Below are 16,990 nucleotides of genomic sequence, written 5' to 3'. Positions count from 1 at the left end.
AATTTTATTATTATGACTTAAAGGTGGTTGTTCATATGGTTGATTTGTTGAATACTCTTGCACGCCTCAATCCCGCTTATGAGCTTATTGATGAGCGAAGGGACATGATACTCCACTGTCGCAACAGTGGCATCGATCCGTCAAGCCGCTCTTTTATGACAATGAACAATATCGCCAATTATAATAATCTCATCATTCATAAATTACATGTGGCGGCAACGCTGGGGGTGCTGAGCGAGCATGAAGGACTTTCTCATGAAGCCGGTTTATTCTTAAGCGGTGACATAGAATGTATTGACTTCCTTGAATATATATCCCACCACGCATCTATATCTGTTGAGGAGGCTCGAGCGCAACTCCTGCAGACTCTCAAGGCAGGGATGGTCGAGTTCCATCCCACAGACGTGTGTAATGCAAAGTGCAGCGGGTGCATTCGATCCATGTCCAACCCGCATGGTGACAGGGCAGCCATCTATCCCGCTGATGAACTTGAGCTTCTGAAAGTCTTCGACCCTAAGGCCATGGTTCTGGTGGGGGGTGGCGAACCAACAATATACAAAAACAATTCATGTGATTTCAATGGCTTGGTTTCAAATTTAAAGCAGATTATGCCTAAAATGGCTTTGGGGTTGGTCACGAACGGTATCCACTGGCCAAAAGGAGACTGGTACCGTCATTTCACGTTTGCTCGCTTGTCGCTCGGGGCTATAAACCGCGAGGATTATCAAAAAATTAAAGGAATTGATGCGTTCCACAAAGCGTTGGACACGAGCCTTCGCTATCTGGACTGTAACATAGGACATATTGCCTTCAATTTTACGGTAACCAGGGATTCATTGCGATATGGGCTTGAATTTGCACGATTCATTTGGAACTTTGTGAAAACCAGGAGGCCATCACGGTTGCAGAGTGTTTCGGTGCAATACCGTAGCCATATACAACCACCTATCCTCGCTAAAACCAGAGATCCCCTACTGGATGTTTCCGATGCGGATATGGAAGTTTTAAAAAAGGCGTTGGGCCAAATAATGTCCGATTCGGATTTTGGGTTTTTTTTAGTGCGGAATACCAATGTTGAGGACCTACTTCAGGCAACGCGCTCCCATACACCCCGAAATGAGGCACCGTGTGGGTTGGCCTTAGTGTTTCGACAAATAAGGGCTGATGGCAACGTGCAACCGTGCAATGTTAGGCCAGACGATGCCAGGGTGAGGCTTGGAAAGCTCGACGACGAAGTTAACCTTATCGCCATGGCGGTACGGCAGTTCAAGATCTATTTTCGGCAGCCAGGGGATGAATACTGCAAGATAGAACATTGCCGGGCACACGGGAAAAACTATACCGCACATCATGGTGCCGGTGGAATGGACACGAACGATCCGCTGAACGCGTTTTTTTGACCTCTAAGTCCTTTCCGAATCTTTCTGTCAGTTTCAACTAGCCCGCTTTGAATTGTTTATGTTGTATGCGTAATGATAAGCATACCATGGGAGAAAAATGAATAAGCGATTGGGCGTGTATATGGAACGCCGGGAAAACCGCATTAGTAGTTTCGCCTTAGAAGAGCTTATAGGTATACACGGACCAGTTATCGTCGGAGAAGATGCGCAGCTGGCCCAAGCCCTCGCTGCCCCGCTGTGGAGCCGCTGGTCGAAACCAGGCCGCCCTGGAACGCTCTGGCCACCCAAAGGCCCCTTTGCTGTCGCCACATTGAGGATTCCAAAGGCCCGCCGCGCGGTTGAAATGGCAGTGCACGCTTTGGCAAGCGTGATCGATCCAAAAGGAGAATTTTACATATATGGATCCAATGATGAGGGCATTCGATCCGTTGGCAAATTGTTGGCTCCTATATTCGAAGAGGTCGAGATCATTGCATGTCGGAGTAAATGCAGACTTATCCGGGCACATGGGGTAAAGGACTTATACCGCACCCTGGACCATTGGGCCGAACATAGTCATATACTATTTGATGGGCATAGCATTCCATGGATGAGCTATCCTGGCCTATTTGCAAAGGGCGGTATTGATAGGGCTTCAAAGCTTCTGCTTGAAGGATTGGAGGTGCATGGTTCGGTGCTAGATTATGGATGTGGCACTGGCGTGTTATCTTACGGGGTGCTGGTCCTTGGTGCCTCTAGGGTGGATGCGCTCGACTCGGATGCCCTAGCAATCAAAGCAACACAATCCAATGTGCCCGAAGTTAGGACGCATCTCGGTGACGGCTGGCATGCCGTTGGTCATAAAGGATCGTGGGACATGATTGTCAGCAACCCTCCATTGCACAGGGGCATTTCCGAAGACTATCGGCTTCTACGCGATTTCCTTGATGGAGCACCAGAACGCTCAAAGTGTCTTGTACTCGTCGTACAAGGACGAATCCCTATCCGACCCTGGCTGGAGGAACGGTATAAATACGTATGCCGAATTCGAAAGAGTTCCAGCTTTCACGTTTGGCAGGCCTTGCATTAGCTGCCTAACCCAATTGGCTTTCGAATCCCAACAGGTTGATTAATAGTCTGTCCGCTATTCGTTGGAATGACGACAAAACTGCTACGTTATCAAACAATATCTCAAATGATATAACGTGGAATGGTTGGTACTTATTGCTAATCTTAGTTTGTAGGCGACGTGTAAACCTCCCTTGGTTAGCGGAAAAAGTGCTAAAATGCAAGGCCCTCAGTCAGCTCGCACTGGGAGGTTAGCATTTCCTTTATGTAATCCTCGTTTTTCGATATGAGATAATGAAAGACTCTATATAAGTTAAGATCATCAACGTGGCATTTTTAAGAAAACACACATTTTCTTAAAAGTACTATTTAACCAACTCGAGAATATGGATATCCGTTTTTAATATAAGTGTTCAGGAATTTCCCTTTAGAACCCGCCTGCATTATTTGTTGATATATATTTAATTGTACGTTGTAATATTGATAAATTGAACCATTTAAGAATTCAACCTCAAGTGTTTCTGTCGCTTCATCGTATCCAATAGATGCTATATTAGTAGATGGTACATATGATCGCTCCATAATGCCCCCCTAACCCTCATCTGTTTCATCGGTTACTGGTTGTCTTTCAATTGACAAGTCATGCACTACCGCGCGCGGTCTTTGGGCTCTCCATGATGCTACTACACGTTCATATCCTTCTTTTCGGCGGGGGATTTCCCATTGCTGACTAACTTTCGGATCTGTGCTTTTGGGCCGATGTTCTTCAGCCGGCAGTGTGATGCGGCACCGCATAGGAAGTTTCGCTGACTCGCCCATTATAATAGCCTCACCTGTACGAAGTACGGGGAGGACATCAAGCAGGCTTACAAGTCCATCTGGGAGTGTCCCCTGAACTCGAGCACGATCAGCCGGGTTTGAAAGACGAAGCGCAAAATAGGTTCCGCATTGAGACAGGATCGTTTCGTCTACCTCGGAAGGCCTTTGACTTATTATCATAGCTCCTACGCCATATTTACGTCCTTCTTTTGCTATTTTCTGCACGGTTTCTGCCGCTAGATTCTTTGCTTCACCAGATAAGTAACGATGCGCTTCTTCCATTACAACAAGTAAAGGACGGGCGATACCACCTTCAGATTTTTCACGGCTCCAAAACAATGACTCATAAACAATCTTGAGAATTGACCCTACGAGTCTTTCCAATACAGAGCTAGGCACGCCAGAAAGATCTAAAATAGTTATGGGCTTGTCTCCACCAATCCATCCTGACAGAAGAGTGTCTAAATCCTGATTTACAGTACCATCAAGATTTGGTTCCCACGGACCTGGATGAAGCAGAAAGTCATAACGTCGATCAAGTAATCTAGAACGTAATAAGTTAAGCTGCCGCCGTATTCCTACAGCTTGTTGGTTCAAGAATGGTCCTTGTGCTCCCATAGCATGCGGTTTATATTTGGGGGACAATAGCTTGTCCGCGTCACCATCATCCTGTTTTGTTGGCTGGTCACGGTTTGGACCTTCGAAAGTTGCGATTTCGAAATCAATAAGGTCAAACCAAAGTTTCTTGAGACTAAATGGAAGAGGGGTATCTACCGTTATTGAACTTTCTTCAACGCCTGGGAAATCTGAAGCAATGTGCGACGCCACTTTAAGCTCAAAGATTTTGTCAGTAAATGCGGTCTCTCTGGGACCGTCTACTCCTCCGGTCAGAAACTCGAGGAGATCAGTGGAATCTAAAGCCCAATATGGTATTAACAGCCTCTCTTCACCAGGTTGTGGATCAACAGAATAAACTGATGCGACATCCTCAAGCGCATTCGGATACTCTCCATGGATATCAATCATTAATATTCGAGCACTCAGATATCTTAGAGTGTCATCATTTGCAGATGTAATTGATCTAACAATGCTGGCGATAGTCGTTGATTTACCAGATCCGGTAGAACCTAATACTGCCGAATGTCGAGTTACTAACTCGTTCACTGCCAGTTTGGCTGGTATGCTTTCCGCGCTGGCGAGGGTCCCAATTGTGATATTTCCGAAGTCTGCAGCTCCATATATTCGAGCTAGGTTGCTTTCCGTAGTTATATGAACAGCATCCCCTATATTTGGGTACTGGCTGATACCTCGCTCAAAATTCCCCCCAATCGATTCCCCAACCAACTGAACTTGCATATAGCGGCCTGTTTCTGCAAGTTTTATATCATCAGCGAAGGGCGCAGCTTTTGCACCTACTTCAGCGACTACTCCAAATAAATCTTGGTATCCTTGAGGAATACGGATAAAGCTTCCTACTTGGCCTATTCTATAGCTTCTACCCTCGATGATTGACAGACCGGATGCAACAGATTTCGACAAATGAACACTGACGGTTGACCCGGACACTGATGCCACTGTCCCCAGGTATGTAGGATCATGGCTACACATCATGATCTTCTACTGCACTATTAATATTGATACTTTCTGCCGAGCCACTCTCTTCAGATTCCTCTACTATCTTTATATCGCATGTCTCGTCCTTAAACTCAAAAGCTGCAGCCAGTGCGAAGAAACGCGCCAGTTTAGCAAAGTCTCCAAGCAGAAATTCCCCCTCACTTCCGGCTGCCCCATATTTCCAGAAGGTTTTGCGAATAGCTCCCCACTCATCAGTTGGTGGTTGACCGGGTTGCCATTTTCCCTGAACACCGGATATCACAGCACCATCTCTCGCATAAACACTCAGATTAGGGCGGCGCTGTGCAAGCTTAATGGCTGATTGTGCTTCACTGAGCGGAGTAAATTGGAAGGCAAGGATAGCGGTGTGTGTGTTAGCCGCTAACGCCTCATCCAAAACTGATGTGATATGCGCATCAAAAAACGAAAAGCCGGTACACAATAATAAACCGTCTGGCGTAGTCAGGAATTCACGAAGCCTTTCAAAAAGTGACGAATAAGGTTGTCGTGTTATCTGATCGTATTTCAGGTGGTCAGGGTAGATCAATTTAGTTGCTTTTCTGCTACCTGTTCTAATAACGGAATCTTCCTCGACTTCCCAGCCAAGCGAACCGTGAATTTTCCACAAACGTGACCAACGCGCAGGAAGCGAATCATTTGATATGCTTGCTGCATCAAAAAATGGCCGATGTGCACCTGAGAATCCATCAAAATAGGGCAGTTTAGCTCGCTCAAATGCTTCTTCAATTAACAAGTCATAATTTGGTGTAAAAATCTCAACTGGGTGTTCTCTATGCGTACCACCGATCCACGATATAAGTTCGGTATATGAATTGGATTCTTTAGGTAATTCAGGTGCAACAATCTCTCCAATCTTGTCACATATTTTCTCGGCCAGCGCATTATAACCGTCACCGTTAATACCATGCACTTCTGCGCTGCCAATCGCTTGTGATAACCGCCTGACACGAGTCAGAACTGTTTCTATATTCGGACATGTCCCAAGTTCGGGTAAAAATGCATTAATTACTGTTTTGTCTGCTTCTTCCAAACGGTTTAGAACAGTTTCGGTAAGCCTCGCAACATCTGGTATCAGAGGCTCTCCTGCCTCATCCGGTTTTCCATCTGCATTCACTTTAACAGATACTGGCGCACCCGCTCCAAGGAGCAAACCAATTCGCTTCCGCCCCTGAGACAAGATCTGTCTCAAATCGACCATATACCGGTCAGGGTTATGTATCGTTGTTTCCGTCATATCCGCCTTCCAATTCGTTAGGCACCCATTGCTGTTCCACTCATCAGATAAATTTAAGGTCTAATTCAACGCCTATTCTTTTTATCGGATAGTTCTCAAATATGTTATTCATTCAACAACATTTCAGCCATTCCGTCCAATCTTTCCTTCAGAAGACGCCAGTTAGGCATGTGCCTATTCAGGAGAGCGTAGAACCGTTTACTGTGGTTGTGCTCCCTGAGGTGGCACAGTTCATGGAGGAGGACGTATTCCACGCACTCTTTGGGCGCCTTTACCAATTGAAGATTGAGCGAAAGCGTCCTTTTAGGAGAGCAGCTTCCCCATCGCTTGGTCATGTGTCGCAATCGCCACGGGGGAATCTGAGTAACCCAGGGAAGCCGAGAGACTAGACCTTCCAACTGCTGACTAAGATATTGGGTTGCATGATCTCTGTACCATTGCCTGAGCAGGGTCTTGACCATCTCTGGCGAGCTATCATCGGTATGGACGTAAAATTGGCCCGATTTGAGCTTCACATCTCTCGTCCCTTCGTTGCCATGATCCACTTTGAGCACATACCGCCGGCCTAGGTAGAAATAGCTTTCACCGCTTACATAATTGCGTGGCAACATATGTTCTCGGCGCTGTCTGGCCCGCGCTACGTGGGTAACGATCCATCTAGCTCTTTTCTGTACGGCGGTCCTCAACTGATCTGGCTTTGCCGCCTCTGGTGCATATACTTGGACAGAACCATCTGGTTTTACCTGTATGGAAATCTTTTTTTTGCAGCTTGGAGCCACCACCACCCGGTAATGGATAAGCTGTCCTCCATACGATAGCGATTGCATACCCATACTAAGCGGCATCCCGGCTGAGCCTGATGCGAGTAATGTTGATAATCTCCTCTATCAGTTTCTTGGCCACCTCTATCCCGAACATGTCGAACAGCCTTGGCAGCAAACCTTTGTTTATCTCGGCCTCCATACTTTTGAGATTGAGAGAATGTTCGGCCACTGCTGTGGTGACCACTTTGTCGATCTCCAGGGCCTCCCCAGCTAGTTGATCATCGCCTGCAGTCTCGGAACCCTTAGCATCTGTCTCCATGCGTAAGACGCCCCAATACGCACGAGCCTTGGGCTTATCTTTCAACTCCGGGGGAATTCCTTCCATTTCCCGTTCTGCAACCTGCTTCTCTAATTCCTTGAATAACGAGAACTGCTTAAAGGGATGCTCAAACTGGGCCTCGACTTCCTTAATAGCCATTTTTAATAGCTCAGAGAAGACCTGCTGTGCATACGGATCATCGGCTAGGTCCTGCTCAATGGTCTTTTTTATCCTGGAGCGTATTATCTCGGTCTCGTTGCGCGTCTTCTCTTCGCTCCATTTTTCCGGGTCTTCGGTCTCTAACAATTCGTCGATCAGATAGCGATCTTCAGATTCTTTGATTGCTTGGCCCACGACATGCTTGTCCACCAGGAGCCGGATATGCTTCTCATACTCGCTGTAGTCGATGGTCTCTTGAGCGTCCTGCCTGGCCACCTTACGTAGGTTGGTGAAGAAACGCAGGTCTCCCTTATAGGTAGCAATGTCATTCTCGCCGAAACTGCCATCCTCGTAAAAGGAGCGCGATGCCAACGCCATCTTGAGGCACATGCCGAACTCGGTGAGGGCCTGATAAAAATCATCTCTAACCTTCTGATTGGCATCGAAGGTGTTGCCCTCCTCATCATCCTCGTATTTTGGCACCAGGACCTGCCGGTACTGCTCTAAGTCACGACGGTTCCTAACATCCTTGAAGATGGCCCACAGCTTGTCATGCAGCAAGGGGAGCTTCTTATACTCCGTCCCAACTTGGCTGTAGAGACCAGCCAAGTCTTCCACGTCATAACCTCCTTGAGTGTCGGTTTCAAGGTCACGGTATTCTTTAATAGCCGTGTCCAATTCCTTTAGGATGCCCCGGTAGTCAACCAGCAACCCATAGTCTTTAGCCGGGTGCAGGCGGTTGACGCGGGCGATGGCTTGTATCAGTCCATGCTGTTTAAGGGGCTTGTCAATGTAGAGCACTGCATTTCTAGGTTCATCAAAGCCGGTAAGGAGCTTGTCCACCACGATCAGGATGTCTGGCTTGCCGTCGGTGCTGAAATCTTCGACCACCTGGCGCTCATATTCCTGGGCGTCCGAGGCATGGCCTATGTTTTTTTTAAACCACTCCTGCACCTCGGGTATCTCTTCGGAGTCCACATCCTCGTGACCCTCGCGGGTATCGGGAGGAGAGATCACCACGGCACTGCTCACCAGGCCAGTCTTCTCCAGCAACTTTTGGTAGCGGATTGCAGATAGCTTGCTGTCGGTCGCCAGTTGAGCCTTCAGGCCGGTGTTCAGGTCCTTGTAGTTATCTACGAAGTGAGAAGCTATGTCCCAGGCAACGAGCTCGATCCGATTCTCAGAGCCGTAGACTGCCCCTTTGTTAGCGAACTTCTTCTTAAGGTCACTCTTCTGCTCTTCACTCAGCTTCTGGGTCAGTTTGTCGAACCAGTTGTCTATGGCCGTCTCGTTGACAACCAGCTCGGGCCGACGCTCCTCATAGAGCAGTGGGGTGACCGTGCCGTCGGTGACGGCCTTCTGCATGGTGTAGGCGTGGATGATGGGGCCGAAGCGGTTCTGAGTCTTGTTCTTTTTGAGAAGTGGGGTACCAGTGAAACCGATGTAGGCAGCGTTGGGTAGAGCCTGCCGCATGCGCTCGTGGGTCTCCCCCTCCTGGCTGCGGTGGGCTTCATCAATAAGCACGATGATTTTGTCGCTGGGGTTGTAACATTCCTTTTGTTTGGAAGCGGTCTGGAATTTGTCGATGATGGTGAAGATGATGCGCTCGTTGCCCTTGCCGATGCGACGAGCCAAGTCCTTGCCCGAACGAGCCTTCGCCCTGGCTCCCTCCTTCTTGGAGGCAATGGCCGAGCCAAAGGCCCCACCGCTGATGAACACTTTAGAAAGCTGCTTTTCAAGGTCCACACGGTCAGTGACCACAATGATCCGACAGTCTCGCAGCTCAGGGTGTAGCAGAAGAGCCTTGCTGAGGAAGACCATGGAAAAAGATTTGCCTGAGCCGGTGGTATGCCAAATGACGCCGCCCTGTCGGGCCCCTCGGGAATCCAGCTTGGTCACGCGCTCCAGCATTTTCTTGACACCGAAAGCCTGTTGGTGCCGAGCAACTATCTTGCCCGCTTTCTTATCGAAGATCATGAAGAAACGAATCGTCTCAAGCAGGCGAGCAGGCGAGGCGAGGCTGATAAGGAGCCTGTCCTGATCACTAGCAACCATCTCGTGGGACCAAAGGCTTTCGAAGTACGAACGCACCTTGGCCGGCCGACCGGCGAAAATAGCCTGCTTCTGCTCATCTATCAAAGCAGTATTCTTAATGCGTTTGAAGTGGGCTTCTTCCAGCTCCTCCTCTTGCCACACGGACCAGAATTTGGCCGGCGTCTTGATGGTGCCGTAGCGGCCATCTGTGCCGCTGATGGCCATGAGCAGTTGGGCATAGACGAAGAGGAGGGGGATCTCCTCATTCTTCTGGTTGCGTATCTGCTGGCTGACCCCTTCGTCCACCATGGATTTATTGGGGTTTCCCGATTCGGGGCGCTTAGCCTCAATGACCACCAAAGGGATGCCGTTTACGAACAGCACCAGGTCTGGGATGCGCTTATGAACCCCCGAGGTATCCAGCACCTCGAACTCTTCTGTGACCTGGAGGCGATTGTTGGCCGGGTGGTCCCAATCGATGATGGGGATAGTCGGCTGCACCTTCTTGCCATCGATGAACTCGGTGACCGTGATGCCCAGGGCCAACTTGTCATAGATGCGCTCATTAGCCGTGAGCAGCCCCTCGTTTAGGCCATGTGATTCGACGTCTCGGACTATCTGCTCGATGGCGTTGGCCGACAAGGGATGCTCTTCACCCCCCCACTCGAAGCGCCGTTCACGAAGCTCCTGTACTAACGAGTCCTTGAGAAGCACTTCGCGGTTGTTGCCGCGCTTGGCAAGACACTCGGCCGGCGAAAGGTACTCCCAGCCCATGGCCATGAGGACCTGCAGGGCAGGTATCTTGGCGCTGTACTCTTCCTTGGTTTCAGGCGTCAGGCTCATGGTTCATAATCTCCTGGTTGAGAGGGCACCCTGGGCACGCAGGCCCTCTCCAGTCTCTCCACCATAGCGTCAGCCGCGACCTTATCAATGATCGCCTTGATCTGGTGGTCCAGGGGTTTTCCTGGCCGATAATCGGCGGGAGCGATGAAGTTGACGCGCTGCTGGCTCATCAAAGTGGCGGCCAACTGTCTGCTGTCACTGGAGCGAGGCCTGTAAACGGCGATGGAGTGCCCTCGCTGCTCCTTTACTAGCTTCATGCAGGGAACGTCGGTGGTGCCGTCACCGATATAGATCATGCGGTGGAAGGGGACCGGGCGATCGGCCTTGGGCACGTAATCGTTGATGGTCTCGTTGTCCCAAACGTCCAGCACGCCTTTATTGATGCGGAACAGGTACTGGGTCTTGGTGGTGTAGTTGAGAGCAATGCCCGGCCATTTGGCCACCCCGTGCTGGTCATAACGGAATCCGGAGGCGTATATCTCCTTGAAGTGTTTTGCGATGGGGCTGCCCTGGATCATCTCCCTCAGGCCAGAAGAGATGATGAAATGCTGCAGGTTCACCTTGTGTCGCCGGGCGTACTCGTTGATACGATCAAAGTATCCTTCGACCCCATCGTATAGCTCCACGGTCTTGCCATACTCAGCAAATGCTGACCTGGACACCTGCACCTCACCTGATGCCAGCGCCTTTTCCAGCATCAGGGTCATGTAAATCAGGATGTTATCTGCCTTGTGCTTTTTGGCCTTATCGGCCACTTCCCGCCAGAACGCGTTGGACTTCAAGCTAAGCTGAGGAAGGAAGTCGTACTCCTGCATGTTTCGCGGCGACAGCGTGCCGTCGAAGTCGTAGCAGATGGCCATGGGAGTATGTTTAGCAGCCATACCACAGCCTCCTTTCGTCTTATGGGAGTGGCAGGCATTATTCGTCCACCTTCACACGGAGCTTGCCGGTTAGGAGTTGCTGCATGAGAGCCCGTTTTTGATCTGCTAGGTTATCTTTGAGTCCTTCATATTGTTCGATAACCTGATCGATTTTCAGCAAAACCTCAGCTATGGCTATCTGTTCTTTTTTAGAAGGCACCATAAATTTTAAACGCTTAAAATCCCTCCCGGAAAGCTCAGAAAAAGTAGAGCCGCACGCGTATTTCACCAATAATTTCCTGTTAAATGCGAACAAAAAATAAAGAAAGTTGATGTCAAAATTATCGTTAGGCACCAAGTTTTTAAACCCTTGGTTGGTACACATAACCTTTTCTGAGATTGCCATAAACCCTATGGTTGCGCGTGTGCAAACAAGCAAAGAATTTGGAGGCATAGGCTTTGCCGCACTATTCTTGACACCTTCCGCAGTTAAACATTTAGCGGTACTGTCAATAAATTTTGAATGTAATTGTGTGATGTCAGTGGGAGTGGCCCATGGTATGTCACCTCCCCAAAACGAAGCATTATTAGTATCTGGAGTCCCACCAGAATAAATTTTGCCCATCTTGGCTACTTCAATTAAAGACCACTTGTCCTTAAACCCCAGCAGGCGACCCTTGCCCGTGAGCAGTTGCTGCATAAGAGCATGCTTTTGCTGCCTGCTACTTTCAATTAGCTTTCCGGTAGTCCCAATGGCCCGGTCCCAGGCAGACAGGATGCGGGCTATTTTGGTTTGTTCTTCAATAGGGGGGCAGATAATTACTACCTTCTTAAGCTCACTGGATTTGATTCCCTTAGCCGTAGAACCACTGGCGCGTTTGTGAATTAAGCGCTGACCGTATTTCGATAAAATAAAATAAAGTAGGTACTTTGGATCAATAACACTAACCTTAACTCTCAAGGTTATTGTCCTTTGCCCCACAGCAAATTTACCGTCCTCAGGGTACATACAGGCGTAACCGAGGGGGGCCTCAGTAGTAAACAGGATGTCTTTACTCCCAGGGACACCTCTGGTCATCCATGCATCATATTCATCGCTACCAATGTATTCCCGCTCTGTAAAATCCAGATATCCTTGGCGCACATTTTTAGCTGTGATGAGAGGGATGCCATTGTCTGATTTAGGAACAGACTTGCCTCTGTAATCAAATATTTTCTCCAGCATATCGCCGAGTCTTCGGCTTTCCCAACCCTCAGGCAACATAACCTAGCTCCTTCAGGTACCCCTTCATCTCATTTTCCAATCCCTCTAGATCTTCCCTTAGCTTCTTGCGCTCCTCAAGCACCGCCTTTATGTCTATCTCCTCTTCCTCCTCGAAGGTGTCCACATAGCGGGGGATGTTGAGATTGAAGTCGTTCTCCTCGATCTCGTCGAGCGTGGCCAGGTGGCTGTATTTATCCACTGTCTGGCGCGTACTATAGGTTTCCAGAATCTTTGCCAGATTCTCCTCGGTAAGGAGGTTCTGGTTCTTGCCGTCCTTGTATTCGCGGGAGGCATCGATGAACAGAACGCTTTTGTCCTTCTTCTTCTTGCGGAAAACCAGGATGGCGGCAGGGATGCCGGTGCCGTAAAAGAGCTTCTCGGGTAATCCGATAACCGCGTCCAGCAGGTTTTCCTCGATGAGCTGACGGCGTATCTTGCCCTCGGAAGAACCACGGAACAGGACGCCATGAGGCACCACCACGCCCATGCGGCCGCTGACCGGCTTCATGGTTTCGATCATATGCAGGATGAAAGCATAGTCTCCCTTGGTCTTGGGGGGGATGCCCCGGCGGAAGCGACCAAACCGGTCGGCATCGGCAATGTCATGGCCCCACTTGTCCAGGGAGAAGGGCGGATTGGCCACCACGACGTCGAAATGCTTTAGGTGGTCCTCGCCATCCAGCAGCTTGGGGTTGCGGATGGTGTCTCCCCACTCAATGCGATGGTTGTCCTCGCTGTGCAAGAACATGTTCATCTTGGCCAAGGCCCAGGTAGAGCCGATGGCTTCCTGGCCGTACAGGGCGTACTTTTTGGAACCCTTGTGCTGTTCCCTGACCCTGCGGCCGCATTTCATGAGCAAGGAGGCGGAGCCACAGGCCGGGTCGCATATCTCGTCGCCTTCCTGGGGATCTACCAGGGCCGCGATTAGCTCCGACACCTCGGGTGGGGTGTAGAACTCGCCGGCTTTTTTGCCGCTGGTGGAGGCGAAGTTCTTGATTAAAAACTCGTAGGCATTGCCGATGATATCCAGCTTGCCCACACGGCTGGGGCGTAGATCCAAGGCGGGCTTGGCAAAGTCCTCCAGCATGTAGCGCAGCAAATCATTCTTCTGCTTGTCGTCGCCCAGCTTGTTTGAGTTGAAGCTGATGTCCTGGAAGACGTCAGCCAGTTTGTCTAAGTTGGCCTCTTCCACGGCGTGCAGCGCCTTGTCTATGCGCTCGCCATTGCCCGGCTCGTGGCGGTGCTCGTGTAGATAATAGAAGCTGGCCTGCTTGGGTAGAACGAAGCGCTCATTCTTCATGAGTTCATTGATCAACTCGGGATGATCGCCATGCTCCTCCTGATACTTTTCGTAGTGGTCCCGCCACACGTCGCTGATGTATTTCAGGAAGAGCATAGTAAGGACGTAGTCCTTGTAGATGCTGGGATCGACCACCCCCCGGAAGGTGTCGCACGCCGCCCAAACGGCGTTGTTGATTTGCTGCTGGTTGACCTTGCTAGTCATCCCTCGTCCTCCTCTAAAACTTTTTTGGCCACGGCATGCATCATGCGCTGCCGGTTGGCTATAAGCTCCCTGTATATGCCGGCCTCTTGCCTGGCCACTTGGTCCAGTTGGACCACGGTCTTTTGTACAACTATTGGCGGTACCACCAAAGGCAAGTGCTCCAGCTCACCCCGGCGGATGCTCGTTTGTAGAGTGCCCTCCGATGCCATGTGGAGGCATTTCTGAGCAGGAATCTGGTTGATCTGCCACGCCAAAAACTCGGGCAGTAGGCCGGAATCGAGCTTGACCCTCAACAACATGAATTGCGGTGAGCAAACAGCCTGCGATGGGACATGGGCAATATGGACCGCAAAGTTGTTCCTGCCTCGCATTAAAAAGAGCACATCGCCCGGCTGCAGCCAATCAGGCTTACGTCTGCCAGTGATGGTCGTGCAATAAGTAGACGACCAGTCCAGCCCTTGCTCGGGGTCGACGTCCTTCATCTGGACAACCCGCACCTCGCTGCCAGGCACCTCGGGTATCCGACCTCTGAAGGGGTGTCCTGGCCTGATCGTGACGAGTTTATGAAGAGGTTGCATTTGACTGCTCCATTGACGATGATGAGATCATATCGAATCACCTCCTGCCTGTCAACTCTTTTTTTGCATCATTGCCAATGAATATTTATTTAGCCAAACGCATTGGCGGTCAATCTAGTAACTAACTAGATATAGGATGATTTAAGGGATAGCTGAGGGGCGGCGCGGGGGAGCGGAAGTGTTGGCTTGACTACGAGAGACCGCCAGGGCAACAGGAAGGCGAAGTCGGAACATTTGTTCCTCGGTAGTCACAATGTCACATCGGTAAGAGAAAGCCAAGGCGGGCTGAGGCGGCCTTCAGCCTATCGGAAAATCCCAAAAGCCGTAGTGGAGGTAGGCGATGCCAAAGCGCAAATCAAAGAAAAAGCGGAGTCCTCAACCTGAATATGAAGAGCACTATCTCACCGTTGATAGGTGGGAGGGATCATACAGCTATGGCTTGAACCCAGTGGATTGGTTGCCGGGCCCATACAGCGAGTGCCGTCAAATGAAACTGATAGGAAAGATCACCACTGAAGGTTACAGGTACAGCCCGGAGTACGAACTTACCTTGTTCTGCAGTCCCAGAAGTGACATGCGTGAGGAACGCCGGGGGGAGAGCGAGGCGAAGCCAATCGCCGTGGGAAGGGTTGAGTCCCGCAAGGGATACGACACCATCATAACGCTGTACCTGCCCGGCAATGCTTTGAACTTCTTGGCTCCTCTGGTAACAGCGGGCAGGATAGTGGAAGTATACCTGCACACCACCAGAATGAAATGGCGGTAGGCGAACGTGATCAGCTACCACCTAGCCACGGAGATAAGCGAAGAGCGGTTCGAGAAGCCCGATCCGAACAGCTCAATAAAAATCAAAGGTTGAGTAAGGACCTGAACCGCCCCGGTTTTCCCGGAGGCTCTTTTGTTTGAGTCAGGCCACCATGGCCTGGGCCTGTAGTGACTGATAGTATGCCATCTCGAGTTCCACGGGTGGGATGTTTCCTATGGGCTCGAGCAAGCGCCGGTTGTTAAACCAGTCGACCCATTCGAGGGTGGCGAATTCCACCGCATCGAGGTTACGCCAGGGGCCCCGCCTTCTAATGACCTCTGTCTTGTAAAGGCCGATCACCGTCTCTGCCAAAGCATTGTCGTAAGAATTGCCCACGCTGCCCACCGAAGGCTCCACGCCCGCCTCGGCCAGGCGCTCAGTGTAACGAATCGAGAGATATTGGGAGCCGCGGTCGCTGTGGTGGACCAGGCCGTCAATGTCTCCACGAGCCCACAACGCCTGCTCCAGGGCGTCCAGGGCCAGGTCGGTCCGCAGTGAATTGGAAGCCCGCCAGCCCACGATCATGCGGGCAAACACATCGATGACAAAGGCGACGTAAACAAAGCCCAGCCAGGTCGCCACGTAGGTCAGGTCGGCCACCCATAGCTGATTGGGACGGCTGGCGCTGAAAATTCGCTTAACCAGATCGGCAGGACGGTCGGCGGAATTGCCCGGCAGGTGGTCTTGCACTTCTTGCCCCTCACTGCCCCATGCAGGCCCATATCGCGCATGAGCCGCTCCACCGTGCAGCGGGCCACCTCGATCTTCTCCCGATTCAGCTGATGCCAAACCTTGCGCACACCGTAGACCTGGAAATTGCTCTCCCACACCCGGCGGATCTCAGGCCGCAAATACGCGTCTCGTTTGGCGCGCTCGGGAAGGCGCTCGGGATCAGCTTGACGGGCCTTGTGCTCGTAGTAGGTCGACGGGGCGATCGGCAGTACAGCGCAGATCGGCTCGACCCCGTGGACCTGGCACTGGGCGTCTACGAAAGACACCATCATTTCGGTCGGCGGTCGAGCTCCGCCTGGGTGAAATATGCCGACGCCTTGCGCAGGATCTCATTGGCCCGCCGAAGCTCCCGGTTTTCTCGCTCAAGCTGTTTGAGGCGCTCGCGCTCCGACGTGGTCAGGCCAGCCCGGATACCCTGGTCGCGCTCGGCATGATGCAACCAGCTGCGAAGAGTCTCGCCGGTGCAGCCGATCTTGGCCGCGATAGAGCAGATGGCCTGCCATTGGGACGGGTACTCATCCTGGTGCTCCTGGAGCATCCGTACCGCCCGATCCTTAACCTCTGGGGAATATCTGATTCGCTTGGACATGACTCCATCCTCTCAAGTAATGGAGTCTCCGGCAATCCCGGGACGATTCAACTTGGGTGGCGCTTTAGGGTTGGGGGGGATATCCAGGTAGGTTTTTGGCAGGCTCCTTAATTGGTATAATTTCCGACTCCTGATTTAAGATTTGATGCATTTTCTTAAAAACGTCGTCTGGGGATGAGTGAGATATATTCGGCTCTATCGGCACCTAATAGCGACCCAATACAACCAACCTTATGTAAGCACCCTGCACTGCCCTGATGGGCAGCCCTAATTTAGCCTGCAAATCCTAGGTTAAATTTTATCAAAGCCGCTGAAATAAAATTTATAGATGAGATGAGCGTGGTCGTCCTCCCGGCGTTCTAAAATGGTCGTCGGGATAACAAACCATCTACCAGGAGGGCGAC

Annotated in this window: 12 protein-coding genes, 1 pseudogene and 1 other annotated feature; of the genes and pseudogenes, 3 read left to right on the top strand and 10 right to left on the bottom strand. The window is 50.8% G+C overall.

Features of this window, described 5'->3' with window-relative positions; translation table 11 throughout:
- The first annotated feature begins 35 nt into the window (after positions 1-35).
- Together KQH53_08590 and KQH53_08585 are read left to right on the top strand one after the other, a co-directional pair.
- Entirely contained in the window at positions 36-1,400 is a 1,365-nt protein-coding gene (locus KQH53_08590; GenBank protein ID MCB2226722.1) for a radical SAM protein, read from the top strand.
- Positions 1,401-1,497: 97 nt separating this feature from the next.
- Positions 1,498-2,469, top strand: a complete 972-nt coding sequence (locus KQH53_08585; GenBank protein ID MCB2226721.1) for a methyltransferase — start codon at positions 1,498-1,500, stop codon at positions 2,467-2,469.
- Positions 2,470-2,816: 347 nt separating this feature from the next.
- Here the strand turns inward: KQH53_08585 and KQH53_08580 are convergent, their stop codons facing one another.
- The 9 genes from KQH53_08580 to KQH53_08540 form a co-directional block, all read right to left on the bottom strand.
- The gene (locus KQH53_08580; protein MCB2226720.1) at positions 2,817-3,029 is read right to left on the bottom strand and encodes a KTSC domain-containing protein; all 213 of its coding nucleotides are present in this window, start codon (positions 3,027-3,029) and stop codon (positions 2,817-2,819) included.
- Positions 3,030-3,038: 9 nt separating this feature from the next.
- Positions 3,039-4,877: an ATP-binding protein gene (locus tag KQH53_08575; GenBank protein MCB2226719.1), complete on the bottom strand. Its 1,839-nt coding sequence runs from the start codon at positions 4,875-4,877 to the stop codon at positions 3,039-3,041.
- Positions 4,867-6,135, bottom strand: coding sequence for an SIR2 family protein (locus KQH53_08570; protein MCB2226718.1), 1,269 nt, complete (start codon positions 6,133-6,135; stop codon positions 4,867-4,869). The genes KQH53_08575 and KQH53_08570 overlap by 11 nt, the downstream gene beginning before the upstream one ends.
- Positions 6,136-6,239: 104 nt before the next feature.
- Complete coding sequence (locus KQH53_08565; GenBank protein MCB2226717.1) at positions 6,240-6,968, bottom strand: M48 family metallopeptidase; 729 nt, start codon at positions 6,966-6,968, stop codon at positions 6,240-6,242.
- Between the two features lies 1 nt (position 6,969).
- Positions 6,970-10,254, bottom strand: a complete 3,285-nt coding sequence (locus tag KQH53_08560; GenBank protein ID MCB2226716.1) for a type I restriction endonuclease subunit R — start codon at positions 10,252-10,254, stop codon at positions 6,970-6,972.
- Positions 10,251-11,135 carry a haloacid dehalogenase-like hydrolase gene (locus tag KQH53_08555; protein ID MCB2226715.1) on the bottom strand — a complete coding sequence of 295 codons (885 nt, stop codon included), beginning with the start codon at positions 11,133-11,135 and terminating at the stop codon, positions 10,251-10,253. Before KQH53_08555 ends, KQH53_08560 begins: the two co-directional genes overlap by 4 nt.
- 37 nt (positions 11,136-11,172) lie before the next feature.
- Entirely contained in the window at positions 11,173-12,378 is a 1,206-nt protein-coding gene (locus KQH53_08550; protein MCB2226714.1) for a restriction endonuclease subunit S, read from the bottom strand.
- Positions 12,368-13,882 (bottom strand): type I restriction-modification system subunit M, encoded by a 1,515-nt coding sequence (locus tag KQH53_08545; protein ID MCB2226713.1) that lies wholly within the window; start codon positions 13,880-13,882, stop codon positions 12,368-12,370. The genes KQH53_08550 and KQH53_08545 overlap by 11 nt, the downstream gene beginning before the upstream one ends.
- Positions 13,879-14,364 carry a hypothetical protein gene (locus tag KQH53_08540; GenBank protein MCB2226712.1) on the bottom strand — a complete coding sequence of 162 codons (486 nt, stop codon included), beginning with the start codon at positions 14,362-14,364 and terminating at the stop codon, positions 13,879-13,881. The genes KQH53_08545 and KQH53_08540 overlap by 4 nt, the downstream gene beginning before the upstream one ends.
- Before the next feature lie 436 nt (positions 14,365-14,800).
- Between KQH53_08540 and KQH53_08535 the strand changes: the two genes are divergently transcribed.
- Positions 14,801-15,226 (top strand): hypothetical protein, encoded by a 426-nt coding sequence (locus KQH53_08535; protein MCB2226711.1) that lies wholly within the window; start codon positions 14,801-14,803, stop codon positions 15,224-15,226.
- Positions 15,227-15,367: 141 nt separating this feature from the next.
- Here the strand turns inward: KQH53_08535 and KQH53_08530 are convergent.
- Positions 15,368-16,586: pseudogene (locus tag KQH53_08530) on the bottom strand (IS3 family transposase).
- Positions 16,192-16,308, bottom strand: a sequence feature (AL1L pseudoknot). (Overlaps the previous pseudogene by 117 nt.)
- Positions 16,587-16,990: the final 404 nt, after the last annotated feature.

Source organism: Desulfarculaceae bacterium (genome assembly GCA_020444545.1).
In the GTDB taxonomy this organism is placed as follows: domain Bacteria; phylum Desulfobacterota; class Desulfarculia; order Desulfarculales; family Desulfarculaceae; genus Desulfoferula.
The sequence above is the reverse complement of the archived record's forward strand: the minus strand, read 5'-3'. Positions and strand labels throughout refer to the sequence as shown.